At 45.7% G+C, this 23,851-nt stretch carries 20 protein-coding genes; 7 read left to right on the forward strand and 13 right to left on the reverse strand.

Annotated elements, in window-relative coordinates; genetic code table 11:
• The first annotated feature begins 285 nt into the window (after window positions 1-285).
• A complete protein-coding gene (locus QT973_RS12840) occupies window positions 286-960 on the forward strand; it encodes a Uma2 family endonuclease (protein ID WP_333051608.1) in 675 nt (224 codons plus the stop codon).
• A gap of 116 nt (window positions 961-1,076) precedes the next feature.
• Window positions 1,077-2,417, forward strand: a complete 1,341-nt coding sequence (locus QT973_RS12845) for a 16S rRNA (cytosine(967)-C(5))-methyltransferase (RefSeq protein ID WP_333051606.1) — start codon at window positions 1,077-1,079, stop codon at window positions 2,415-2,417.
• Window positions 2,418-2,751: 334 nt separating this feature from the next.
• Here the strand turns inward: QT973_RS12845 and QT973_RS12850 are convergent, their stop codons facing one another.
• The 7 genes from QT973_RS12850 to QT973_RS12880 form a co-directional block, all read right to left on the reverse strand.
• Window positions 2,752-5,307 (reverse strand): penicillin-binding protein 1A, encoded by a 2,556-nt coding sequence (locus tag QT973_RS12850; protein WP_333051603.1) that lies wholly within the window; start codon window positions 5,305-5,307, stop codon window positions 2,752-2,754.
• 239 nt (window positions 5,308-5,546) lie between these two features.
• Window positions 5,547-6,557 (reverse strand): chlorophyll synthase ChlG, encoded by a 1,011-nt coding sequence (gene chlG / locus QT973_RS12855; RefSeq protein WP_333391462.1) that lies wholly within the window; start codon window positions 6,555-6,557, stop codon window positions 5,547-5,549.
• A gap of 294 nt (window positions 6,558-6,851) precedes the next feature.
• On the reverse strand, window positions 6,852-7,334 hold the full coding sequence (locus QT973_RS12860; protein WP_333051598.1) for a DUF29 domain-containing protein: 483 nt from the start codon (window positions 7,332-7,334) through the stop codon (window positions 6,852-6,854).
• A 140-nt stretch (window positions 7,335-7,474) separates the two neighbouring features.
• Window positions 7,475-8,215 carry a helix-hairpin-helix domain-containing protein gene (locus tag QT973_RS12865; RefSeq protein WP_333051595.1) on the reverse strand — a complete coding sequence of 247 codons (741 nt, stop codon included), beginning with the start codon at window positions 8,213-8,215 and terminating at the stop codon, window positions 7,475-7,477.
• Window positions 8,216-8,363: 148 nt separating this feature from the next.
• Window positions 8,364-8,711 (reverse strand): NINE protein, encoded by a 348-nt coding sequence (locus QT973_RS12870; RefSeq protein ID WP_333035309.1) that lies wholly within the window; start codon window positions 8,709-8,711, stop codon window positions 8,364-8,366.
• Window positions 8,712-8,805: 94 nt separating this feature from the next.
• Window positions 8,806-9,018 (reverse strand): hypothetical protein, encoded by a 213-nt coding sequence (locus tag QT973_RS12875; RefSeq protein ID WP_333051592.1) that lies wholly within the window; start codon window positions 9,016-9,018, stop codon window positions 8,806-8,808.
• Window positions 9,019-9,370: 352 nt separating this feature from the next.
• The gene (locus QT973_RS12880; protein WP_333051590.1) at window positions 9,371-10,963 is read right to left on the reverse strand and encodes a CPBP family glutamic-type intramembrane protease; all 1,593 of its coding nucleotides are present in this window, start codon (window positions 10,961-10,963) and stop codon (window positions 9,371-9,373) included.
• Window positions 10,964-11,178: 215 nt separating this feature from the next.
• Between QT973_RS12880 and QT973_RS12885 the strand changes: the two genes are divergently transcribed.
• The 3 genes from QT973_RS12885 to QT973_RS12895 all read left to right on the forward strand — a co-directional run bounded on the left by QT973_RS12885 (window position 11,179) and on the right by QT973_RS12895 (window position 15,038).
• Complete coding sequence (locus tag QT973_RS12885; RefSeq protein ID WP_333051587.1) at window positions 11,179-12,540, forward strand: histidine phosphatase family protein; 1,362 nt, start codon at window positions 11,179-11,181, stop codon at window positions 12,538-12,540.
• 235 nt (window positions 12,541-12,775) lie between these two features.
• Entirely contained in the window at window positions 12,776-14,089 is a 1,314-nt protein-coding gene (locus QT973_RS12890; protein ID WP_333391464.1) for a dihydroorotase, read from the forward strand.
• A 193-nt stretch (window positions 14,090-14,282) separates the two neighbouring features.
• Window positions 14,283-15,038, forward strand: a complete 756-nt coding sequence (locus QT973_RS12895) for a 4'-phosphopantetheinyl transferase superfamily protein (RefSeq protein WP_333231286.1) — start codon at window positions 14,283-14,285, stop codon at window positions 15,036-15,038.
• 379 nt (window positions 15,039-15,417) lie between these two features.
• Here the strand turns inward: QT973_RS12895 and QT973_RS12900 are convergent, their stop codons facing one another.
• Window positions 15,418-16,158: a response regulator transcription factor gene (locus QT973_RS12900; protein ID WP_333051578.1), complete on the reverse strand. Its 741-nt coding sequence runs from the start codon at window positions 16,156-16,158 to the stop codon at window positions 15,418-15,420.
• A gap of 535 nt (window positions 16,159-16,693) precedes the next feature.
• On the opposite strand from QT973_RS12900, the gene QT973_RS12905 reads away from it, so the two are divergent.
• Window positions 16,694-17,440 carry a creatininase family protein gene (locus QT973_RS12905; RefSeq protein ID WP_333051575.1) on the forward strand — a complete coding sequence of 249 codons (747 nt, stop codon included), beginning with the start codon at window positions 16,694-16,696 and terminating at the stop codon, window positions 17,438-17,440.
• A gap of 153 nt (window positions 17,441-17,593) precedes the next feature.
• Here QT973_RS12905 and ndk read toward each other — a convergent pair whose 3' ends face one another.
• Complete coding sequence (gene ndk / locus QT973_RS12910; RefSeq protein ID WP_333051572.1) at window positions 17,594-18,043, reverse strand: nucleoside-diphosphate kinase; 450 nt, start codon at window positions 18,041-18,043, stop codon at window positions 17,594-17,596.
• Window positions 18,044-18,909: 866 nt separating this feature from the next.
• On the opposite strand from ndk, the gene QT973_RS12915 reads away from it, so the two are divergent.
• Window positions 18,910-19,668, forward strand: coding sequence for a hypothetical protein (locus QT973_RS12915; RefSeq protein WP_333209285.1), 759 nt, complete (start codon window positions 18,910-18,912; stop codon window positions 19,666-19,668).
• 1 nt (window position 19,669) lies between these two features.
• On the opposite strand, the gene proB is transcribed toward QT973_RS12915, so the two are convergent.
• The 4 genes from proB to QT973_RS12935 all read right to left on the reverse strand — a co-directional run bounded on the left by proB (window position 19,670) and on the right by QT973_RS12935 (window position 23,642).
• Entirely contained in the window at window positions 19,670-20,779 is a 1,110-nt protein-coding gene (gene proB, locus QT973_RS12920; RefSeq protein ID WP_333051567.1) for a glutamate 5-kinase, read from the reverse strand.
• A gap of 241 nt (window positions 20,780-21,020) precedes the next feature.
• On the reverse strand, window positions 21,021-21,542 hold the full coding sequence (locus QT973_RS12925) for a YqeG family HAD IIIA-type phosphatase (RefSeq protein WP_333051566.1): 522 nt from the start codon (window positions 21,540-21,542) through the stop codon (window positions 21,021-21,023).
• 149 nt (window positions 21,543-21,691) lie between these two features.
• A complete protein-coding gene (gene mltG, locus QT973_RS12930) occupies window positions 21,692-22,816 on the reverse strand; it encodes an endolytic transglycosylase MltG (protein WP_333051563.1) in 1,125 nt (374 codons plus the stop codon).
• 247 nt (window positions 22,817-23,063) lie between these two features.
• Window positions 23,064-23,642 carry a DUF3727 domain-containing protein gene (locus QT973_RS12935; protein WP_333051560.1) on the reverse strand — a complete coding sequence of 193 codons (579 nt, stop codon included), beginning with the start codon at window positions 23,640-23,642 and terminating at the stop codon, window positions 23,064-23,066.
• Window positions 23,643-23,851 lie beyond the last annotated feature (209 nt).

The raw sequence follows: 23,851 nt of genomic DNA on the forward strand, positions 1-23,851 counted from the left end.
TTTCTTGAATAAAACCGGTTTCTGGCGAGAAATCCAGAAGAAACCCGGTTTCTGGGGTGTACTTTATAAACCTGGAAGCCGCTGTATTAGAACCATGGGTGTCAACAAAACCCGAATAAGTAAAACAGGACTTACGCACTCCGACAAAGAAACCGGGTTTTTTACCTAATCTGCCGATTGCAACGAAGTCTTTTCGTGAAAAACCCGGTTTCTGGGCCCCCTGGGTAAGTCCTATAAAATCGATCTAAAATAGAAATTGATGCTACTAGCAATGGAGTCATCCCCATGACAACAACAATTCCCTCTCAAACTTTGCCAGAAATCATCTACCCAGACAGCGACGGAAAACCCATGTCTGACAACACCAAACAGTTCCAATTAATAGTAAAAATTCAAGGCGGAATAGATGCCTTATTCAAAGACCACGAAAATGTCTTTGTAGCAGGTGATTTGCTGTGGTATCCTGTCGAAGGAGATAACAAAACTTGCCAAGCACCTGATACTATGGTAGTGTTTGGCAGACCGAAAGGTTACAGAGGTTCCTACCAACAGTGGCTTGAAGATAATATTGCGCCGCAAGTTGTCTTTGAAATCATTTCCCCTGGCAACCGCATGGGAACAATATTTAAGCTTTTTAAGTTTTACGATAATTATGGGGTTGAAGAATGTTATTTCTACGATTTAAAGGATAATGAGTTAATGGGTTGGGTGCGAAGTGACGGAGAACTCAACTATATTGAATCAATGGAGGGTTGGGTAAGTCCGCGTTTGCAGACACGTTTTGAAACTGCATCGGGAGATTTAGAAATTTATCGTCCCGATGGACTCAAGTTTTTGTCTTATGTGGAGTTATCAAGACAAATGGAACAAGAACGAGAGGAGAAAGAGTTAGTACAGCAAAAAGCCGATCGCCTTTCAGAAAAACTCCGAGAAATGGGGATAAATCCAGAGGAAATTTGAAACTTTTAGAGTCCTGGACGCACGGGTGGTCAGAAACCGGGTTTTTCACCGAATCTGCGGGCTGTAACGAAGTATTATCGTAAAAAACCCGGTTTCTAGGTCTCCATATCTTAACCATGCAAAATCCCCGCCAAATAGCTTTTCTCGCACTCCGCGAAGTCCACCGCCGCGGTGCATTCGCAGATGCCGCACTCGATCGCGCTTTCAGCAATTCTCAACTCAACGACCTCGATCGGCGTTTAGTCACAGAATTAGTTTACGGTAGCGTCAGGAGAATGCGATCGATCGACTTCATCATCGACAAACTAGCGACAAAGAAATCCTCCCAACAACCGCCCGAACTCCGCACAATCTTACATTTAGGGTTATATCAACTCGAATATCTCAACCAGATTCCCCCCTCCGCCGCCGTCAACACCACCGTTCAACTAGCAAAAGAAAACGGATTTTCAGGACTCAGCAGTTTTGTCAACGGTTTGTTGCGCCAATACATCCGTTTAACAGATAACGACTTAAACCCATTAACAGTTACCAATTATAAATCACCCGTTGAACGCCTAGGAATTTTGCACAGCTTCCCCGAATGGCTAATAGAATTGTGGATCGAACAAATAGGCGAAACCGAAACCGAACAACTCTGTGAATGGTTCAACCAATCCCCCACAATTGACCTGAGAATCAATCCCTTAAAAAGCTCGATCGCCCAAATCGAAGCGGCCTTCAAATCCCACAACATTAGGGTTAGCAGAATCCCCAACTTGCCACAAGCATTAAGACTAAATGGCAGCATCGGCGCAATTCAAAACCTCCCCGGATACAGCGAAGGTTGGTGGACAATCCAAGACAGCAGCGCTCAATTAGTCAGCCATTTACTAGCGCCCCAGCCAGGGGAAACTATCATCGACGCCTGCGCCGCGCCGGGGGGAAAAACCACCCACAGCGCCGAATTAATGCAGGATGAAGGCACTATTTATGCCTGCGACAAAACCGCCAGCAGACTCAAAAAACTTAAAGAAAATGCAGACAGACTCCAGATGAAATCCATTAAAATTCATACCGGAGACAGCCGCCATTTCCCAGAGTTTGTTAACCTCGCAGACAGAGTTTTACTAGACGCACCTTGTTCCGGCCTCGGAACCCTCCACCGCCGCGCCGACGCCCGCTGGCGCCACACGCCCGAAAACATTCAACAACAATCTCAACTGCAATCGGAATTGCTAGCAAATGCAGCGACATTTGTCAAGTCCGGCGGCGTATTAGTGTATGCAACTTGCACAATTCATCCCTTGGAAAATGAAACAGTTATTCGATCGTTCTTAGACAGCAATCCTCACTGGCAAATCGAACCGCCAACAATTGATTTACCAGTACAGCCATCACCCGAAGGATGGGTGAAAGTTTGGCCGCACAGACATCACATGGACGGCTTTTTTATGGTGCGGATCAAACGAGATTAGATTTTTTTGTACATTATATCATGTCCGGTCGATTCCCTCCGCTTCGCTTCGCCCGAAATTAGGTAGGGGCGGGTTCACCAATAATATCTGCCAATAATGGACAATCTCAAAAACCCGCCCGGCCGGGATATTATGGTCAATCGAGCGGACATGATATTAGACATCTCCAGAAAAGCCAGTTTTGAACAGGCAGGATGCCTGTTCCACAATAATTATGGGAGAGGTATATTGAAATTTGCCGTTGGGTGAGGGCGGGTTTATGAGATTATTGGTTTTAGGCGATTATTGTTCGTGAAACCCGCCCCTACGGGTGGCAATTGTTGGTAAAACCCGCTTAATATCCCGGCTCTTGATAAGCAGGCTCTTGATAAGCAGGCTCTTCCCACTGGCGATACCGGGGTTGAGGATTGGGATTGTAAGGTACGATCGCACCATCCTCATTCACAATCATTCCCCGAATAATCCTCTTAGGCTCCACCGGTTTAGCCTTAATACTGCCTTTGCGGCCCTCCAACTCCGGCAACTTAGGAAACTTCTCTACCGGCATTCCCTTAACAATTTGACTCATAAAATCGCGCCAATTGTAGGCCGCCGTACCGCTAGTTCCCCAGGTGGGATAATTATCATCATTTCCTAGCCAAACTCCAGTCACAACCTGTGGAATGTAACCAATAAACCACAAATCCCGGACATTTTCCGAAGTACCAGTTTTGCCTGCTACAGCGCGATCGTTTAAAGCCGCAGGCCCCCCCGTACCGTCTTGCACAACACCCTCCAACATCCAAGTAGTAATCGCAGCACTATCCTTATCCAAAACCCGCTTCGGTTTAAAATTAGCCTGATAAATCACATCTCCCCGCTGATTAATCACCCGCTTAATTCCGTGGGCTTCAATAAAATTCCCTTGCGCTGCTAAAGTACCGTAAGCATTGGTTAACTCCAGCAAATTCACCTCTGAAGATCCCAAAGCCAGGGAATAAATCGGACTCAATTTCGACTTAATTCCCATATCGTTGGCTACTTTGATCGCCGGTTCAAACCCCACATCCATCAACACCTTCACAGCTACGACATTCACCGAACGCGTCAAAGCATCAGAGATCGATCGCCAACCGCTAAATTTTTTGCCATAATTATTCGGTTGATAGCCGTCGATAATAATTGGTTCGTCTTCGTAACCGTCATAGGGAGAAAAACCAGCCGCCATCGCCGCGGCATAAACCAACCCTTTAAACGTCGATCCGGGCTGCCGCAAAGCCTGCGTAGCGCGATTAAATTCACTTTCCTTAAAATTTCCACCTCCTACCAGGGCCTTAACTTCCCCAGTCTTAGTGTCCATAGAAACTAAAGCGGCCTGTTCAAAACCCTGACGGCGGCCATCAACTTCGATCGCATCTTTAACCACCTTTTCCGCTATTTTCTGCCACTTCAAATCCACCGTCGTCTCAACAGTCAAACCGCCAGCTTCCAAAGCATCCTGAGAAACATAGCGTGGCAATTCCTTCCGAATGTAACTAGCAAAATAAGGCGCGACCACTTTAAATCGCTTCGGCGGACTTGGTTTAACGGCGATAGGTTCCGCCATCGCCGCCTTCGCCTCAGCCTCTGTAATTACCTTCGCTTCCTGCATTTGTTGCAGCACAAGATTGCGGCGTTGCTTAGCAATATCGGGATTAACCAAAGGCGAATATTCGCTCGGTGCCGGGGGCAAACCCGCTAAAGTTGCCATCTCTGCCAAAGTTAATTTATCGACTGTTTTGCTAAAGAAAACCAACGCTGCATCTGCCACTCCGTAGGCATCTGAACCCAAATAAACCAGATTTAAATATCTTTCTAAAACTTGCTCTTTACTCAACTCCCGCTCTATTTTTTGAGCTAAAAGAGCTTCTCGAACTTTCCGCCTAATACTTCTTTCCTGATTGAGAAAAACAACGCGAGCCAATTGTTGCGTAATTGTACTGCCGCCCTGCACTAAATCTCGCGCGATCAAATTAGAAACAATCGATCGCACAATACCTTGATAATCCACCCCGCGATGTTGATAAAAACGGCGGTCTTCTATGGCAATAAAAGCTTGAACCAAGAGTTCGGGAATTTCTTTAAGTTTCAGTTTATCTCTAGTTGCAGGCCCCGACTGCAACAAAATCGTATTATCTGCTGCCTTAATTGTCAGCGTTCCGTCGCGGTTAAACGCTGACAAATCGTTAACATCTGGCAAACCTTTGTCTAAGGTGTACAAAATCCATAAACCGTAGATTAAAGCGCCCCCGCCTATACTTACCACACCTAAACTTATCCAAAATCTAGGGCGGCGGGAGATCCGTTTTTTAGTTTTTTCCTGCGGTGCGCTATTTTCCTGCGGTGTGCTAATTTCCTGTAGTTCCGTATGTCTCTGCAGTTGGGTGTTCTGCGATTCGCTATTTTCCGGCAATTCGCTACTATCGGATTTTTGGGGTGATTTAGTTCCCAGCAAACTTAATCCCGGCCCCAACAATTCTTTTCCCTTGGTTTGCAAGCTGGTAACTTGAGGTTCAATTTCCAACCAAGCAATTAAGCGCTTCAACCCTTGCCAATTGCGTTTGACTATTGGATATCGAGCGTATTCTGGCTCTAAATATTCTGACTCTAAATATTCTGAGTCTAAATATTCTGAGTCTAAATATTCTGACTCTTCTAGAGATGCAGCATCTTCTGATACCACATACTCGGAGCGCTCATCCCTTGTCCGTGTAGAAAATTCCGCCTCGGATTCCGGCGAGTTGAGCTTATTGCCCTTCGCTGCCTTCGGCGGTTCTCGATCGGAATTACCGCTTATTGCGTTAGTGACTTTGCTCAATGTATCTTTGATATTTGAGAAAAATTCTGCCACGATCAGACCTTCAAACCTCATCAAGTCCGATTAAAAATTAAAAATTAAAAAAGCTAGCCTTCTTCAATTCTTAATTTTTAATTCGACATTTTTTCTTGAATAACACGCTGCCTTGAATTAGTTTTTTTGAATTAAAAAGTTTTTAATTCAAAACTCAAAATTCAAAACTTTTCTTAACGCTGCAGAACTTGGTATTTTTTTGAGAAGTGAATTAGATTTTTTTAATTCAAAATTTTTTAACTCAAAACTCAAAACTCTGCTTAATTCGCATGACCTAGTGCCAAGGCTGCTACCAGCATACCCAAAACCAGGAAAGGCTGAGCACTTGCCTGATATTTAACATCATTTTCCAGGGGATTACGCAAAAAGTACATATCCTGAAAAGTAATTTGGGGAATTATCAGCAGCAGCAGAATGACAGCGTAAAGGTTTTGGTGGATGCTGATCAGATAGCCTGCAATCCCAGCTTGAAAGATGTCGATCATCAAAACGCAAATCCAAGCTGCGGTGCTGATGCCAAACATCACTGGTAAAGATTTTAACCCTAATTGCCGATCGCCCTCAACACTTTTGAAATCATTGACGATCGCAATCCCCAGCCCTGCCAAACTGTAAAACAGGGTCAAGATCATAATGGTCGGATCTAGTGTACCAAACAAAGCTTGACCCGCCCACCAAGGCAGGGCAATGTAGCTAGCACCCAGGGCATAATTTCCCAACCAGCCATTCTGCTTGAGTTTCAGCGGGGGCGCAGAGTAGATATAAGCTAGAAACGCGCCGCCGAGAGTCAAAACAGTCATTATCGGGAATTCATGACCCGCCCACAAGTCTAGAGCATAAGCCACCCCAATGCCAGCGCCTAATAATACCAAAATTTGCGTTACTACTTGGGGAATCGAGATGATACCGGAGGGAATCGGACGGTAGGGCTCGTTAATGGCGTCGATTTCGCGATCGTAAAAATCGTTCAAAGTTTGAGTGTACCCGGTCAGCAACGGCCCTGACATCAACATACAAGCTGCTGCGATCAAGAAATTCTCTAGATTCCAAACATAGTTTCCAGAAGAGGCCGCCCCGCACACCACGCCCCAAATCAGGGGAATCCAGGTAATCGGTTTCATCAATTGCAAGCGAATCTTCCAGATGGAAGTTTCCCCGCTAGCGGCCCCTTTCATGCCCAACAGTTGCCGAGTTTTGGAACTGCGGTTTTCGGTAGCAGCACTTTCCGGTGCAGATTCTGGGGAGATTGGGGAGGGAGGAGAGTCAGACATAAGTGTGATGTTAGCGGTACTGCTACTATTGTGTCGTTCTGCGTTTCAATAATAATTCTGATAGGATACCACTGATATTTAAGGCATCGTCTTGAAAACTTACCCCGTCTTGGAGTTAATGCTAGGGAAAAGTACGGGTTTCATCAACTTATTTTAATATCATTATTCTGTGTAAATGTCAAGAGGATAAATACTTTTTTTAATAATTTTGCTGGGCCCGCCTGCTTGGGGAGATTTTTGCCAGCCGGTGCATTGAATGTCAATTACCAGGAGGCGATCGAGTTTTTTGCCATACTACCCTTGAATCATCTCATCTGCCAGAAAATCTGGCAAAAATTCAGAATCTAGAACCTCGACCCAAGTGTAGATACATAATTGCGGAAACGTTTCTACAGGCAATCCAGTTTCAGCAATTGCTTGTTCTGCTGCATCCGCATAGCATTCAGTCAATACCTCTTCAAGATATGGTTTGAGACTGGGGGAATCTTTGATAGCTTTGCGAATGCGTCTGCGATGTTCGGCAATGCTGCCTTTCCAACTACCGCTTCTTTGATCCGGTTGAAATTGCCACTTAAGCAAGTGCAGGAGAATTACCACCAGATTACTCTCTAAACTCCGGCGTTCACTTCGCCCCATGTCTTCTATTTCTGCAATCAGATTTTCCCAGTCGATGTTTGAATAGTCGCGATCCCGCAACTTTTCCACAGTAGTTTCAATCCATCTCAGGTAATCTGTATCATACAATTTTTGTCGTTCTACTTCTAATTTTGTCGTCATAATACTTTTTAGTTGGGCCGGGGCGGGTTTACGAGATGATTAGTTTTAGGCAATTATTGTTGGTCTAACCCGGCCCTACAAGGTTCGATCGCATATTATTGTTTGTTTTTTTTGCTTTGGACTTACTTAACAACTGTAAATCAACAAATATGGCGGTATGAATCAAAAGGCAGTCCCGTCCGCCGCTTGACTTCGACAACTGATTTGTAAGCGCCTTTTCTCTGCCTTTCTCTAACTATTTTTTCCGCAACATATCGATCTAAACCGCTGGCGATTAACTCTTCCGGCGAAAGAATATTTAACCGTTTCCAAGTAAACTGCGATTCTTTTTGATAATTGTAGCTGAAGCAAATCATCGGGGCGATGCGTCTGACGTGACTTTCGGGAACTCCTGCTATTTCTGATAACTCTTCGGCGTAGGTAAAAATGTAGCCTTCGTTTTGCAGAGATTCAATATCGTTGGCGTAGACGATCGGCAAACCCAAGATTCTGACCATATCGTCTTTGGTACACTCATTAATATCTATTTTGCCGCGCACGTTTGCCAATTCTTCGGCATTCGTCGCACTCGCCGGAACCAGTAAACCTCTGGGTGCGGTTTTGATGAGATAGCGCTTTTTCAAACTAAAAGCAGTAACAATTTGAGCAATCCACACGATCGTACCCAAATTAGTTGAAGAAGATACCGCGAGTGCTGCTAAAGTAATGCCAACACCCCATCCCATCCAACTACGAATATTTGATTTTTGGCCGGCATAGGCGATCGCCAATCCGCCGAAGTAGGGAATAAAAGAATACCACACCCAATTTGGAGTTTGACGTAGCCAGTATAAATCTTGAGACACTTTAATTTTATCCTTAAATAATAGTTGTGATCTCACACTTACTTATTTCACTCCCACTTTTTTAATAGTGGGCTTTCTTCTACCTTCTTCCATCGGACTGACATCCGTTGCATCCGTTGCATCCGTTACATCCGTTACATCCGTTACATCCGTTACATAATCCGTTGCCGAACTTCCTTCTTAATTACAATTCTCGCAACAGTTTTTGGCGTTTTTCCTCATATTCTTCGGCGGTAATTGCGCCCATATCGTAAAGTTTTTTCAATTCGCCGATCGCCCCGGTTACATCTTTTGCCGCTCTGAGGACATAGCCCGACGGCAACGTGCCGCCATTGTACTGAACCTGAAAAGCTTGTTCCGACATCAGCAGCAGTCCCAGAAAATCGAAAAATGCGATCACGAACGGAATTAATGTCCCAGAAAATAGCAAGTATAATACCCCTGCTAAGTTATTGCCCAAATAAAATTTGTGAATTCCGAAACCTCCTACAAAGAAAGCTAACAGAACTGCTACGGTTTTATCTTTTACCATTTTTACTTTCCCCAGTTTTTTATTTTAACTTCCGCCATCGACTTTGAATGCACGACCTTGAACGATCGAGCTAAGTAATGTTACTAATTTTTACTCATTTATTTGGGTTTTTGCGAAACTTAGACATCGCAAAATACAGCAGAACAATACCGGCTTGAGCTTGTATAATGACCAAGTAGCCTCTCAAGAAATAATTGAGTTCGCTGCCTGAATTGAAAGAAAATATTAACAGACCCAAGGCTGCGTAGGGTGCGAAACGCATCCAACTCGGCGTTCCCTCTAAGTTGCGGCTGTTCAAATTGCTCATGGGTTTAAGCCTCATCCTAAATTAAAATTTAGCTATAAATTAGCCGGATTGTCAACTTCCGCTGGGTGCGATCGCCCGCGTGAGTCTCTCAATCAACAGCCGACAAGATATTACTTCCATCTTAAACCCTGTTTTTCCGCTAAAGTAAGGAACCGGGGCGGGTCTATCTGGATCTGTGGCTAATATTACAGATTAATGTGAACCCGCCCCTATGGGAGTTCCGGTTATTGTACCGGCCTAGATATCAGGGGCGCAGCGAACAGCCTACTGCTGTTTTTGGCAAGAGTCGATCGCCCGCACGAAAACTGTCAAAAAAACTCGGTTAATTCACAATTATTAACAACCGCCCCAATTAACTCGCGCCGCCGCCCAAAAGAAACAGACTCAAGAGAGTACCGCTATTCCAAAGACTGTGGAGAAGCATAGGAGCAAGGAGATTTCGCGATCGCGTGTACACAAACCCCAAAACCGCACCCAAAGTCGCCAAAGGCAGAATCTCAGACACACTCAAGTGAGCCACAGCAAACAAGAAAGCAGAAGCTGCGATCGCCCCCCAAACAGGCAAATAGCGAGTCAGAGAAGGTAGTAGAAAGCCCCGAAACACAATTTCCTCAAAAACCGGAGCCGCGATCGCAGCAGTGCCGAAAAACACCGCCAAAGCCACGTTATCCCTACCTTCGAGAACGATCGGCAAAATCGGATTACTGCCACCTTGTCCCTGCCATAACTGCTGATTGATCAGCGACACCAAAACCACCAAAGGCAAAGCCGCAAAATAGCCGCCAAAACCCCACAAAAACCAATTTCCCCGCAAATTAATCCGAAACCAACCATCAGGCAAAGGCAAAAAAGACTTCACCGAAAAATACAGTACCGAAAGCCCCCCCGCCGACAGCAACAAATAAGTAGCAAAGATATAAAAAGCCTTCTCGCGCGGGTCAAAAGTAGCAGGATTCAGTTTTAAAACAGCCAGAGAAACAGGCAGCAGCAAATAGGGAATCAAGATTTGCCCGACAAAGAAAAAGCCGACCACCAGCACCTGCCAAACAATCTCGCCATCCCAAGGCACATCCCAAGTCAAGCTTGCATTTCGCGCCAACACCGGGCCGGAACCTGCTGTATCTAACTGCTGCCGCTGCAACAGCCACTGCAGGCTCAAACCAACCAGCAAAACCGTACCAATACAAAGCGAAATAGCCGGAACGCCGACAATAATTGCCAACTTTTCTACAGCTTGCTGGGCTGTTACTTGCTCTGCTGCTTGCAGCGCCACCAGCTCTTTAGAACGTTCTTGCAGCTTGTAAAGTTGAGCGAGAGCGCGATAGCGAAACCAGCCATCCAAAGACTTTTGAATGTTCTGCTCGGCATCCGGCAGAAGTTGAGCCGGATTGCTCCAAATTCCAGTTAAAACTTTAGCAGTTACCGCCGCAGGATCGTAATCAATTTGAGTGTTGTACCGCTCAACTAAATTTTTCCAAGTTTGGATCGCCGCCTCAGTTTTACCACTGCTTGCCTGCAAAATTCCCAATCGCAAGTCAAGTTCGTTTAGCAGCACTGACTGTTGCTTGATCGACTCGGACGCCGCCTTATTTTGAGCCAAATTCAGAGTATTATCCTCAGACTTAGAGGCAATTGCCGACTGAATTTCTTTAACTTGTGCTTGAGATGTTTCGAGAGTTTTGCGAGTCGAGTCTCGCGCTTCTTGATATTGCGTCAAAGCCGTATTTAAAGGATCTGCACCGACAATATTGTTGCGCGCCGAACTTAAATTAGCACTCTGATTATTTTCTCCTTGCCACTCCGAGGCGTGCAGCAGCAAATTTGTCTGGTAGAGTTCCAGTCGGCTTTGAATTTGCGGCTGATTCCAACTAGCAAGTAAAGATAAACCGACCAGGGCGATCGCGATCGCCGTTAAAATACCTAAAATAACCCGCTTCAGTGTCATTCCTGCTTTTCCGTCCCGCGCGAATCCGTGGCTAAATCTTTTCCGTCTTTAATCATAGGTCGTTGCAGACGAGAGTATCCCGACAACTGGTAAAATTTCACTGGCTCATCTTTTTGACTCGCCTCGCACCCGAATACTGGGTAAGGCGTGCACCCCGCACCCGAAGCGCAGTAACAGGCTAAATCTAAAATCTAAAATCTAAAATCTAAAATCGAATGACTCGCATTATCTTAGTCCGTCACGGCAAAAGCACATACAATCAAGAACGCCGCATCCAAGGCCGCCTCGATAAATCAATTTTGACAGAAGCAGGCCGCAGCGCCGCCCTGCAAGTAGGCGACACACTCAGCAGTATCGCCTTTGATGCCGCCTATACCAGTCCCCTGCAACGAGCCAAAGAAACAGCGGAAATCATCCTGTCGCGCTTGACAAATCCGCCACAACTCCAGCCAACTGATAATTTGATGGAAATCGATTTGCCTCTGTGGGAAGGAATGCTGCGGCAAGATGCTATAGACAAATTCCCCGAAGCATATCAGCAGTGGCAAAGACAGCCCGACAAATTTTCCATGAAACTGCCATCTGCTGACGGAGAAATCGAACACTTTCCCGTATTAGCCGTTTTTGCTAACGCCCGTCATTTTTGGCAAGAACTTTTATCGCGTCACCAAGACGGCACAATTCTAGTAGTAGGTCACAACGGAATCAACCGCGCTCTCATCGCCACAGCCTCAGAAATTACCCCAGATTACTATCAATCAATCCAACAGTCAAATTGCGGAATTAGCGTAATTAATTTTGGAACTTCCCCTGTTACCAACGACGAGCCAGGAGAGCCAAAAAAGAAAGTTCCAGTTCAATTAGAGTCAGTGAATTTAACTTCCCATACCGGGGAAAATTTTCCCAAACCGAGGGACGGACACCAAGGCCCCCGCTTGTTGCTGGTGCGTCACGGCGAAACCGACTGGAATAAAGCAGGTAAATTTCAGGGGCAAATAGACGTACCTCTCAACGATAACGGCCGCGAACAATCCCGGCGGGCAGCAGAATTTCTCAAGAATGTAAAATTAGATTTTGCGATTAGCAGTTCGATGCTGCGCCCGAAAGAAACAGCGGAAATTATTCTCCAACATCACGGCGGTTTGCAACTAGAACTCCGCGACGAATTGAGAGAAATTAGCCACGGACTTTGGGAAGGAAAGTTTGAATCAGAAATCGAACAATCCTATCCCGGTTTGCTAGAAGAATGGAAAACATCTCCTGAAACAGTGCAAATGCCCGAAGGAGAGAATTTGCAGCAAGTTTGGGATCGGGCGATCGCAGCTTGGCGAGAAATCGTACAATCTGTTTCAGGTACTGGCATTGTCGTTGCTCACGACGCCATTAACAAAGCAATTCTCTGCCACCTATTCGGTTTAGAACCCGAACATTTCTGGAAATTCAAACAAGGAAACGGAGCCGTTAGCGTGATTGATTATCCCCACGGCCCCGATGGTTTGCCAGTATTACAAGCGATGAATGTCACAACTCATTTGAGCGGCGGCGTTTTTGACAAAACAGCAGCCGGAGCACTCTAATTAGTAAAGTGCCGATCGCGAACCCGTAGCGGAAGGAACGCCCACCGCTACGCTTCGCCCGCCTGAAAAATGTTTGAATTTTGATAACAACCGCGCCCGACGCTTAGGAAGTTCTTAATTCCTGAAACTAATGCGCTGGATTGCTTCTTCCTTCTTCCTTCTTCTTTCTATCCTTTACATCCGTTACATCCGTTACATCCGTTACATAATCCGTTGCCGAACTTCCTTCTGTTATATGAGCCGCCAACTGCTACAAAATGTACGAGTGCTAGATCCAGTTTCAGGGAGCGATCGCATCGCTGATACTCTGATTGCTGAAGGTAATATCAAAGCAGTTGAGGAAAAAATTGCTGAGTTTCCCGCTGACACAGAAGTGCGGGATTGCCAGGGACTGATTTTGGGGCCGGGGCTAACTGATATCTACAGCCACAGCGGAGAACCGGGTTTCGAGGATCGGGAAACGCTGGAATCTTTGATGCAGGCTGCGGCGGCTGGGGGTTTTACGCGAGTGGCGATTTTGCCGGATACTTCGCCACCTGTTGACAATTTGGCCGGTTTAGCTTTGTTGCAGCAACATATCCGCAATTTGCGGCCGGGGCTGCCCCGCTTGTATTTTTGGGGCGCGCTGACAGCGGGCGTTAAAGGGCAGCAGATGGCCGAGTTGGGCGAGCTGGCCTCCTGTGCAGTGGTGGGTTTTGCGGACGGTTCGCCGCTGTCTAATCCGGCTCTGGTGAGGCGTTTGCTGGAGTATATCAAGCCTTTGGGCAAGTCGGTGGCTTTGTGGCCGTGCGATCGAACTTTGGCAGGAAACGGGGCGGCGCGGGAGGGTGCGGTGTCGGTGCGCTTGGGTTTGCCTGGAATTCCGGCGAGTGCAGAAACTTCGGCTTTGGCGGCAATCCTGGAGTTGGTGGCATCTGCGGGAACTCCGGTTCACATTATGCGCGTTTCTACGGCGCGCAGCGTGGAATTGATTCGAGATGCGAAGGCGCGGGGTTTGCCGGTGACTGCGAGTGTGACTTGGATGCACTTACTGTTGAATGTCGGGGCAATTTCAGGAAACTCTCAAGATTCCGGCGGGAAAAATGCTCTGACTGCTTCGTTGCCCTACGATCCGAATTTACGCCTAGAACCGCCGTTGGGCAATCTCAGCGATCAATTAGCGTTGATTCAAGCTGTGAAAGATGGCGTAATTGATGCGATCGCGATCGACCACAACCCGCATACTTATGAGGAGAAAACTGTGGCTTTTGCTGATAGTCCGCCCGGGGCGATCGGCTTGGAATTAGCTTTGCCTTTGCTATGGCACGGACTCGTAGAAACGGGCGAGTTTTCGGCTTTGCAACTGTGGCGAGTGTTGAGCGCAGGCCCTGCCGTTTGTCTCGGACAAACCCCCCTCACGGTTGCACCGGGAGTCTCTGCTGAGTTGATTTTGTTCGACCCGGAAATGAGTTGGACTGTTGACGGGCAAAGTCTGAAGTCGCGATCGGCAAATACGCCTTGGTTGGGACAGCAATTAGCAGGAAAAGTTGTACAAACCTGGATTAATTGATTCTTGGGATTGAAATTTATCTATTGTAGAACAGGCATCTTGCCTGTTTCTCAAAGTAGAACAGGCATCTTGCCTGTTTCTCAAAGTAGAACAGGCATCTTGCCTGTTTCTCAAAGTAGAACAAAAGTAGAACAGGCATCTTGCCTGTTTCTGGGAATGCTGAATGAGGTGACTCAGAAAAAAAGATAAATACATGATTGCTGCTTTTGATTCGTGGAAGTCCCCACCGCAAAACCTGATATTGGATCTGGGCGAAATTCATGTTTGGCGCGTGTCTCTGACTCAAACAGAATCTTGCTTGCAGAGTTTACAACAGACTCTCTCTACCGACGAGCGGACAAAAGCCGAGGGTTTTCACTTTCCCAAAGGTCGATCGCAATTTATTGTGAGTCGTGGCGCACTCAGAGCGATTCTGAGTCGCTATCTTAACATAAATCCTCACATTTTGCGCTTTGACTACAATCCCTACGGCAAACCCTCTCTCATCGCCGCCCAAGGTGGAAATACCCTGCGTTTCAATTTGTCTCACTCAGGAAACATGGCTCTAATTGCGATTACCAAAAATCGAGATATTGGTGTCGATATTGAAGGAATAAATCCCAACTTTCCTTGTCAGGAGATTGCTGAAAAGTTTTTTTCACCCTTAGAATATTCTGTGTTGCGTTCGCTCCCAGAACATCTCCAACCCCGCGCTTTTTTCACCTGCTGGACTCGCAAAGAAGCCTATATCAAAGCAGTTGGTAAAGGACTTTCTATTCCCCTGAATCAGTTTGATGTCAGCTTCGCACCAGGAGAACCTGCAGCGCTGTTAAATGTTGAAGAAAACCCCGAAGAAGCATCGAGATGGTCTTTAATTGAATTAATTCCCAGTTCAGATATGGTGGCGGCTGTTGCGGTTCCAGGAGATTGCTCTAAACTTGATTGTTGGGAGTGGACAGGGGAGTTTTGATTTATGCTGAGATGTTGCAGCATTCTCAATAAGCTTTTTATGAACAGGCAAGATGCCTGTTCCACAAGAAAGAAAATTCACTATTTGTGGAACAGGCATTTTGCATCAGCAACAGGCAAGATGCCTGTTCCACAAGAAAGAAAATTCACTATTTGTGGAACAGGCATCTTGCCTGTTCTTGAAAATGCTGCAATATGTGAGTTTATACCGATCGCGAGCGAGTAAAAGAAAACGGCAACAGTCGCTGGAATAGCTCTACTGCTTGCACCTCCAAGCTATTGTATTGCCCCCCCTCCATAGACAAATAAGGACACAAAAATGTTGTGTCCTTATTTGTCTATTCGACTGCAATTTACCACCCTACAACTGATTTAATAATTTAACCAAATCGATAGCCAAACCCGCGTACTGTAATGATATATTCCGGTTGGCCCGGATCTATTTCCAACTTTTCGCGCAGCCAGCGGATGTGAACGTCAACTGTTTTGCTGTCTCCGATAAAATCTTGACCCCAAATTTTTTCCAGCAACTGATCGCGAGACCAAACTCGCCGGGGATAACTCATAAATAGTTCTAGTAAGCGAAACTGTTTAGGAGAAAATTTCACTTCCAGACCACGAACCAACACGCGGCACTCTTCAGGATACAGAGTTATGCTCTTATATTGCAGCATCATCGGTTGTCGCAACTGACCGAGGCGCTGGCGTCGCATCAGCGCCCGACAGCGAGCGATAAACTCCCGCATTCCAAAAGGCTTAGTCAGATAATCATCCGATCCGGCTTCTAGGTAAAAAGCGCAATTGTTGGCACTTCCTCTAGCACCGATAATCAAAATAGGGACGGGATTTCCTTGATGCCGTAACATTCGACACAGATCCAAACCGTTAATTGAATCCATAATTAACAGGTTGAAGGCAAATTCACCGTGGTATGACGAAGCAGCCTGTACAGAAGGCAGCGCGTTGCGCCCGTCGCTAGTAACCACCACCTCATAGCCCTGTTCTTTAAGGGCTAAAGCTAGCATTTCCCGCAACAGATCTTCACCTTCCAATAACAAGATACGGCCGGCTTGTCCAACAGCCAACCTTGAAGGACTTTCGCTTAATTCAGCAGAAGACATAAATATAAGTGGGAGTGATGTTTGTATGTGGCTAGCGCGAGGTACCTTCTTCAGTAGCTGAGGCACTCTCGCGCTGCGATCGCTTGTACGATCGCCAAAAAGTTCGATCGCTTAGAATCCTTCGCCAGTCCATCCCACAGACACGCGCTCGACCTTTGCTACTTGCTCGTGTAAGGAATACAGCCGTAGAGCAGTTGCCGGAACCGCGCTGTCTGCCTGCGTCCAGGCCACAGAAGTCTGGTCATTTTTCGGGGTCGGTGTTAATTTCATAAAACATTGCCCGCTGTTAATTGACCACGTAACACCCAATCTAGAGGGATATGCTTGTTATACTACTGTTAAAAGGTTATTAAAAGGTAAAATTTTGGTAATCAATTGGTTAAATTATTAACGTTAAGTAATATAACAGTAAAGTAGCGATCGCACTTTAAGAGCTTTTTTTAAGAATACAATAATAAGTTGCTCCAAATTCCTTATTCTTCCCGTGCCGGCTACGATCGACGATAGCAAGTAAAAATTCTGTAGACTGCCTATCATGTTGCTGCATTTGAGTACCTGGCCCGAAGTAGAAGCTTATCTCGAAAGCTCGCGAGGCATAATTATCCCGATCGGCTCCACCGAACAGCACGGGCCCACCGGCTTGATCGGCACTGACGCCATTGCTGCCAAGGCGATCGCCCACGGTGTCGGCGAAGCTGCCAATGCCTTAATCGGCCCGACAATTAATGTCGGGATGGCCTTGCACCACACCAGCTTTCCCGGCACAATCAGTTTCCGACCGCAGACGCTGATACTGGTAATCCGGGATTACATCACATCTTTGGCAAAAGCGGGATTTGAGAAATATTTCTTCATCAACGGTCACGGCGGCAACATTGCCACGATGAAAGCAGCATTTTCCGAGACATACGCCCATTTGTCTGACTTGAATTTACCGAATGCCGATCGAATCCAGTGTCAAATCGGCAACTGGTTTATGTGCGGATCAGTCTACAAACTAGCAAAAGAATTGTACGGAAACCAAGAAGGCTCCCACGCCACCCCCAGCGAAATCGCCTTAACCCAGTACCTTTATCCAGAAGCAATCAAGCAAGCTCCGCTTTCGGAAGAAGTCGCTTCCGGGCACAAAATTTACGGTGCCGCTGACTTCCGTCGCCGATTTCCCGACGGGAGAATGGGTTCAAATCCGGGCTTAGCAACCGCCGAACACGGTCAACAGTTTTACGAATTAGCAGTCAAAGAATTGACTAATAATTATTTGGAGTTTTTAAGTTCCGATTAACGTTTTTTATTCTCGTTACTAGAAATAGCTTGGTAACGAGTAAAACTGTCAAACTCTTCTATATTTTACAGTTATGAGTGAGTCCGCAACAGGATATTTCATCTGTCTGAGAAAGGTTATATCTCCCGATTAACCATCGGGAGAATATCAAAACTATTCCACAATCCAAGGAGTTAAACAAGGTGTCCAAGCACTCAATTCTTCTTCCTTGAACCAAAGGCTAATTTCCGAGCGGGCAGTCTCGACAGCATCAGAACCGTGAATGAGATTACGGCCGACATTCACGGCAAAATCTCCCCGAATTGTCGCAGGTTCTGCATTCAGAGGATTTGTAGCACCAATGATTTTTCTCGCCGATGCCACAACGCCGTCGCCTTCCCACACCATCGCCACAACAGGGCCTGAAGTGATAAAGTTTACCAATCCAGCAAAGAAGGGTTTTTCTTTGTGAACATCATAATGTTGTTCCGCTAGTTCGCGACTCGCCGTCATTAGCTTCATACCAACTAGCTTAAAGCCCTTGGCTTCAAAACGACCGATAATTTCGCCGACGAGTCCGCGTTGTACGCCGTCGGGCTTAATCGCTAAAAAAGTCCGTTCCAAGATTAACTCCTATAATTGTGTTAACTGATCCAAAAGATAGAGTAACTCACAACGCACCTAAAGGCAATTCTGAGAATTGGAAATTGTCATTTGGAGGCTTATTGCCGCAGGAAGAAGGAAGAAGGAATAAGAAGAGGGAAGAGAAAAGAGGGAAGAAGCAATAGACTTTTTGCAAAAGTCCTTTTAAGCAAATTTTCGGACGGGATCTCCGGCCCAGCTATTTTTGCAAGAGGTCTAATAAAAGCAAGGGTTAAAGAAACCGGGTTTCTACGATAAATTTTTGTTGAGCAGGGATGAATCTGCAAAGAAACCTGGTTTCGAGACTCCTATGCGTCTAGGACTGATTTGCAGGGAGCATCCCGATTTTGTAAACAGCATTTTTTAGGACTTTGAGCAGAATGCTCATTTGCCTATATTAAGTTAATCAGTCTTTAAATTATCGGTCAATAAATAATCAAACTCTTGTGGGGTGGCTTTGAGCAACGCCAGAAATACCCAATTTAAATCTAGAACATTTTATGTCTAGGGAACAATATGCTCGAACTTCTGGCACAACATGATACAAGTCAATCGATTGCGCGATTTTAGATTTTAGATTTTAGATTTTAGAATTGAAGCCATCGACCCCACGGATAAATTCGGGGCTCCTTTATCGGATACAGGTTTTTTATTTTTCCACGGATGAATCCGGGGGCTTGTATCATGTATGCTTTCGGTCACAATTTGCTGTGACAGCAAACACTCTTACCTATGATCTCAAATACAAATATGTATGATAAGAAACACAATTATTTATGCTCAAAAATATAGATAATTAACAGAGGTATGAAAATTATCTTGACAGCAACTATTCAGGCGAAAAAAGTATGAAAGCCATTGTAGCATTCATTGAACCCAAAAAGCAAGAGTTTGCCAAATTGCCCTTGTTTGACTTTCTAGCCAATAAACACATTCACGCGAATCAACGACTAATTTTTGCACCTGTACTCGCTCCTTTGGCTGTAGGATTGAGCGATTTAAATAAATATGTATTGCGAGAATCTTCTAGTAATAGCCAAGTTCAGGAACTAATTAATAAATATACGTATAAAAAAAACTATTACTGGCACGACTATCTAGAATACTTAGATGAGCTGGGCTTAAACCAATTAATGAGTTGCGGCGATTTCAGAATGCTTTGGGGTGAAGAAACTAAAAAAACTCGATCGCTATGTTCAGTGCTCGAACGCTACGCTTGGAAAGCTTCTCCCATTGAGAAACTGGTGTTAGTGGAAGTCCTCGAAGGAACGGCCCAAGTTTTTTTTGAAGCGGCGCTAGCAGTGGTAATGGAATTACAGCAAATTAACAAAAAAGAATCTGTTGATTTTGGAGGATCTTATGGGGGTTTAGAAAATTATCACCTTTTAAACACGCCAGAGATGTTGGAAGTTTTAGCAGAGATTAAACTTACTAATGCGGAATGCCAAGCAGCTTTAGAATTAGCACAAAATGTATTTGAACTGTTTACAGAAGCGATGAACGAGCTGTTCAGACACAGCCAAACAAATTCTTGCAAGACTGTGCTGCAAATATCCTCAATTTCTGCCTTTGCTCATTGCCCGATCGACTTTCTCGATATTTGTTAGTTTAAACAATCACTAAATTATCTCGGTGTACCGCCGTTTCGACGCCTGCATAGCCTAAAATCTCAGCAATTTTCTCTGACTTGCAGCCTTGGATTTGTCTCAGTTCTAAACTGCTATAATTCACAAGTCCTCTAGCAATTTGCTTGCCGGCTGCATCGCACAACTGCACGGAATCATCAGCTTGAAATTCTCCTTCTACTTGAGCAATACCCGCAGCTAAAAGCGATTTTCCGCCGTGGGAAATTGCTTTGACAGCACCCGCATCTAAATATAGTTTTCCGGCCGGAATTAGCACGTTAGCTATCCAGTGTTTGCGAGCGTTTACAGGGCGCGGTTGAGGCTCGAATTGAGTACCGATCGACTCTCCGTTAAGTATTTTCTCGATATTACCAGGAAAGCAGCCGTCAGTGATGACAGTCCGTACTCCCGATGCAGTTGCTATTCTGGCTGCTTCAATTTTTGTCACCATACCGCCGGTTCCCCAACCGCTGCGGGAATCTCCTGTTTGCACCTGAAATTCTGTGAGCTGTGCCATACTTTGGACTAGGGCGATCGGCTGCGCGTCGGGATTGCTGCGCGGATCGGCGGAATACAGCCGATCGACATCTGTGAGTACAAACAACCAATCTGCTTCTACCAAACTCGCTACTAGCGCCGAAAGCGTGTCGTTATCGCCAAATTTAAGCTCGTCTACCGCTACTGTATCGTTTTCATTGACGATCGGAATCACGCCCAATCTGAGCAGTTGTTGAAAAGTATTGCAAGCGTTAACATAACCATTACGCTGCACTAAATCACCCCTGGTGAGCAATACTTGAGCGATCGGCTGTTGTAGAGTAGTAAACAAGTCATCGTACACCCGCATCAGCCGCCCTTGGCCCACAGCCGCCACAGCCTGTTTCATAGCAATATTTCGCGGGCGTTCCGTCAAACCCAAGCGGGCGCAGCCAACCCCAACCGCACCCGAAGAAACCAAAACTACTCGATGGCCTTGCTGCCGCAAATCAGCTAAAATTTCGACCAATGCAGCAATAGTTGAAAGAGCTAAGTTTCCTGTAGTCGATCGAGTCAGAGTCGAAGTTCCAATTTTAACAACAATAGTTTTAGTCATTAGTCAGTAGTCAATAGTCAGTAGTCAGCAGTCAGTAGTTATTAGTTATTAGTGATAATATCATTTCCAGTAGACATCTCCAATAATTATTATTGTGGAACAGGCATCCTGCCTGTTCAAAGCTGGCTTTTCGGGAAATGTCTAGTTGATTATAACAAATACTGTAGGGGCGGGTTCACCAACTTCTATGATTCACGTCCTGGATATTTATAAACCCCCCCTCCGCATTAATGACTAATGACTAATCTTTAATTTTCAGAGAAGCCCCCAAAGCTTGAGAAACCCAAACTTCAAAAGAGCGCACCGGATACTTGCGAAGCGCATACCCAGCATCAACCATTGGTTCCACTAAAATAGTGAACATACCCAAACGATTGCCTGCTAAAACATCAGTAAAAAGTCGATCGCCCACCATCGCCACCTGTTCCACCGGCAAATTCATCGCCGTCACTGCTGTTCGCAACTTGCGGCGGGACGGTTTAGCCGCACCAGTGATGTATGGTAAATTCAAAGACTCAGCAATTCGACCGATCCGATTTTGACTTAAATTATTGCTCGCCAACCATAGGGATACCACCGGTTTAATTTCTTGTACCCACAAGCTGAGTTCAGGAGAAGCATTCATTGCCGTAATGGGAACCAGAGTTTCGTCCACATCCAATACTAATCCTTTTATCTGATATTTCTGCAGAATATCAGCCGTTAACTTCATGACTGAATCGCCTAGAACTAAGTCAGGCTGTAGTAATTTACCCCAAGTCATAATGATTTTAGATTTTAGATTTTAGATTTTAGATTGAGAAATAAGAAATTGGGAGTTAAAGATTGAAAAAGTAAAAAATCAAAAGTGAATAATTATTGCTTTTCCTGGGTTACTTTTGACTTTTTACTTTTTTATTAGTCATTGCCCATCTATTGACCCGATCGCACTTTTTGGTCAACTTGAGCCACAGCAGCATTGTGTTCGGCCAGAGTGCGACTGAAAATGTGAGTGCCGTCATACCGCGCCATAAAATACAGGTATTCTGTATTTTCTGGAGTCAGAGTCGCCTCCAAACTTGCTATTCCCGGAGATGCGATCGGAGTTGGGGGTAGTCCTGGATTTATATAAGTATTGTAAGGAGAAGGCGTTTCTACTTGCTTAAAAGTCAGAGGCTTTTCCTTAGTTTGCCTGATACCGAGAGCGTATTCAACTGTCGGGTCAGATCCCAACGCCATACCCTTTTTCAGACGGTTGTTGAACACTCCAGAAATGCGGTTCCGCTCGGAAGCAACCACAGCTTCTTTTTCTACAATACTGGCCAAAGTCACCCATTCTTTGAGAGATAGCGTTGTATTATTCTGATTTTTTTGATATACCGGCAAAGCTGTCTGCTCGAAACGGGTGAGCATTTGTGCGATCGCAGCTTGAGGAGTAATTCTATCGCCGTCTAGCTGATAAGTATCCGGGTACAAAAAACCTTCCAAATGAGGCAATCCGCTCGGCAGCCAAGGGTATTGAGCGTAAGGAATTTGACTCGCGACCGCCATAAACTCTTTAGCCGGAAAAAAGCCTTGCGCTTCAAAATAAGTGCTCATTTGTTGCAGCGACCACCCTTCGGGAATCGTGAAACTCTGCTGTGCGACTTCGCCCTTCCAAATTTTGTCAGCAACTGCACTCAGAGGCTGAGTCGGCGACAGTTGGTAAGTTCCTGCTTGAAAACCTCCCTCGCGGTTTTGCAGAGTCATCCAGCGGGCCCACATATTCCATGCCGAGCTCGATCGAATCAACCCCGCAGCCTCTAAATCCCGGCCGATTTTTTGACTGGGAGTACCCTCCGGGATTTGGATAGAAACAGCATCCTCCTCTGCCGTGGAAGTTGACGTTTCAGCTATTTTAGGAGGCGCCGAAGCCCAGCTCCACCAAGCCCAGCCTTGCCAAGCGCAAACTCCCCAGATTACCGGCAGCAAAGCCAGATAAAACAACCATTTAGAGACTTGCGGAGTACCTTTTCGGCTCTCGCGCGCGCTGCCTTTTGTCATTTGTTCTTTATTCATAGTCCGTTGTCCTGGATAAGCGGCGGTTAACTAGCGACTAATGACTGATGACCTGCGATTGATGACCGAAAAGTTACGAATACAAGCCCTTTAAAAGACCCAATCCACGCGGCCCAATTCAAAAGCCCGATCGCGAAGGCAGAAGCTGCCACCTCGAAAAAGTTCGATCGGGCGAGCAGTTTACTGTTTTATAAAATAGTAAAAAATTCTGCTTTTTGCCATCAGGTTTTTTGCCTGCAATTCATATCTAATCAAGCTCGTCAAAAAACTGGTCTTCCAGCATAGGTAACATCGGTTCCAGCCTTTGGAACTCCTCTTCCGAGAGCAATTCTGGCTTGCCGTCATCATCCATTCTAGCCAAGATAAAGAACGGGTCTAGAGGCGTATAAATCGCATATTCCTGTTCTTCGTGGTAGAAACTGGTCAGCCACATCAGCTCCTCGAACTCCGACTCCTCATCAGGATCGACATCGGATGCCATATCCTCTTCGGGAAATTCCGGCAATTCGCCAACTACAGTCAGCGTCACCGCTGTGCGTCGGAGCGTCAAGTTCTGCTCTTGCAGGACAACTTTAGCAGTCTCAAAAATTTTGTCAATTTCGGTCTCGTCTTCTACAGGAATTGCTGCTTCGTCCGTCTCGTCTCCCTGCCAGGTAAAAATTTCTACGGGTGAGTCAATTGGAAGCAGCAAAGCGTATTCTTGACCTTCTAGGTTCATAGAATATTCTATGTTGCAAGTTAGCGATCGCCCAACTTCATCCGTCAAGGTGACGGACTCTTCGTTGGAATTGCCATTCTCTTTTTTGCGGTATGGGGATGAGGACATCGCGTGTATCTTAGTTTTCCGTCAATAATTCAGTAACGTTGGCTTGACAATTGGGAATTTTCGTGGCGATATTCTGGCTAAATGGGCGATCGCCAGTCCACCAGCTTAAACCGCGAGACTCGCTGCCTTTTCGACAGGCTCCGAGTGCAGCGTTTAAATCTCAGTCGAGTCAGCAAGCGACACTGAGGACAAATCACGATTTTGTGCTT

The organism is Microcoleus sp. Z1_A1 (assembly GCF_036700305.1).
Classification (GTDB): Bacteria; Cyanobacteriota; Cyanobacteriia; order Cyanobacteriales; family Microcoleaceae; genus Microcoleus.

Coding starts and splice junctions, on each gene's coding strand:
- QT973_RS12840 (WP_333051608.1), top strand. CDS start 286: ATGACAACAACAATTCCCTCTCAAACTTTGCCAGAAATCATCTACCCA.
- QT973_RS12845 (WP_333051606.1), top strand. CDS start 1,077: ATGCAAAATCCCCGCCAAATAGCTTTTCTCGCACTCCGCGAAGTCCAC.
- QT973_RS12850 (WP_333051603.1), bottom strand. CDS start 5,307: ATGAGGTTTGAAGGTCTGATCGTGGCAGAATTTTTCTCAAATATCAAA.
- chlG (WP_333391462.1), bottom strand. CDS start 6,557: ATGTCTGACTCTCCTCCCTCCCCAATCTCCCCAGAATCTGCACCGGAA.
- QT973_RS12860 (WP_333051598.1), bottom strand. CDS start 7,334: ATGACGACAAAATTAGAAGTAGAACGACAAAAATTGTATGATACAGAT.
- QT973_RS12870 (WP_333035309.1), bottom strand. CDS start 8,711: ATGGTAAAAGATAAAACCGTAGCAGTTCTGTTAGCTTTCTTTGTAGGA.
- QT973_RS12875 (WP_333051592.1), bottom strand. CDS start 9,018: ATGAGCAATTTGAACAGCCGCAACTTAGAGGGAACGCCGAGTTGGATG.
- QT973_RS12880 (WP_333051590.1), bottom strand. CDS start 10,963: ATGACACTGAAGCGGGTTATTTTAGGTATTTTAACGGCGATCGCGATC.
- QT973_RS12885 (WP_333051587.1), top strand. CDS start 11,179: ATGACTCGCATTATCTTAGTCCGTCACGGCAAAAGCACATACAATCAA.
- QT973_RS12890 (WP_333391464.1), top strand. CDS start 12,776: ATGAGCCGCCAACTGCTACAAAATGTACGAGTGCTAGATCCAGTTTCA.
- QT973_RS12895 (WP_333231286.1), top strand. CDS start 14,283: ATGATTGCTGCTTTTGATTCGTGGAAGTCCCCACCGCAAAACCTGATA.
- QT973_RS12900 (WP_333051578.1), bottom strand. CDS start 16,158: ATGTCTTCTGCTGAATTAAGCGAAAGTCCTTCAAGGTTGGCTGTTGGA.
- QT973_RS12905 (WP_333051575.1), top strand. CDS start 16,694: ATGTTGCTGCATTTGAGTACCTGGCCCGAAGTAGAAGCTTATCTCGAA.
- QT973_RS12915 (WP_333209285.1), top strand. CDS start 18,910: ATGAAAGCCATTGTAGCATTCATTGAACCCAAAAAGCAAGAGTTTGCC.
- proB (WP_333051567.1), bottom strand. CDS start 20,779: ATGACTAAAACTATTGTTGTTAAAATTGGAACTTCGACTCTGACTCGA.
- QT973_RS12925 (WP_333051566.1), bottom strand. CDS start 21,542: ATGACTTGGGGTAAATTACTACAGCCTGACTTAGTTCTAGGCGATTCA.
- mltG (WP_333051563.1), bottom strand. CDS start 22,816: ATGAATAAAGAACAAATGACAAAAGGCAGCGCGCGCGAGAGCCGAAAA.
- QT973_RS12935 (WP_333051560.1), bottom strand. CDS start 23,642: ATGTCCTCATCCCCATACCGCAAAAAAGAGAATGGCAATTCCAACGAA.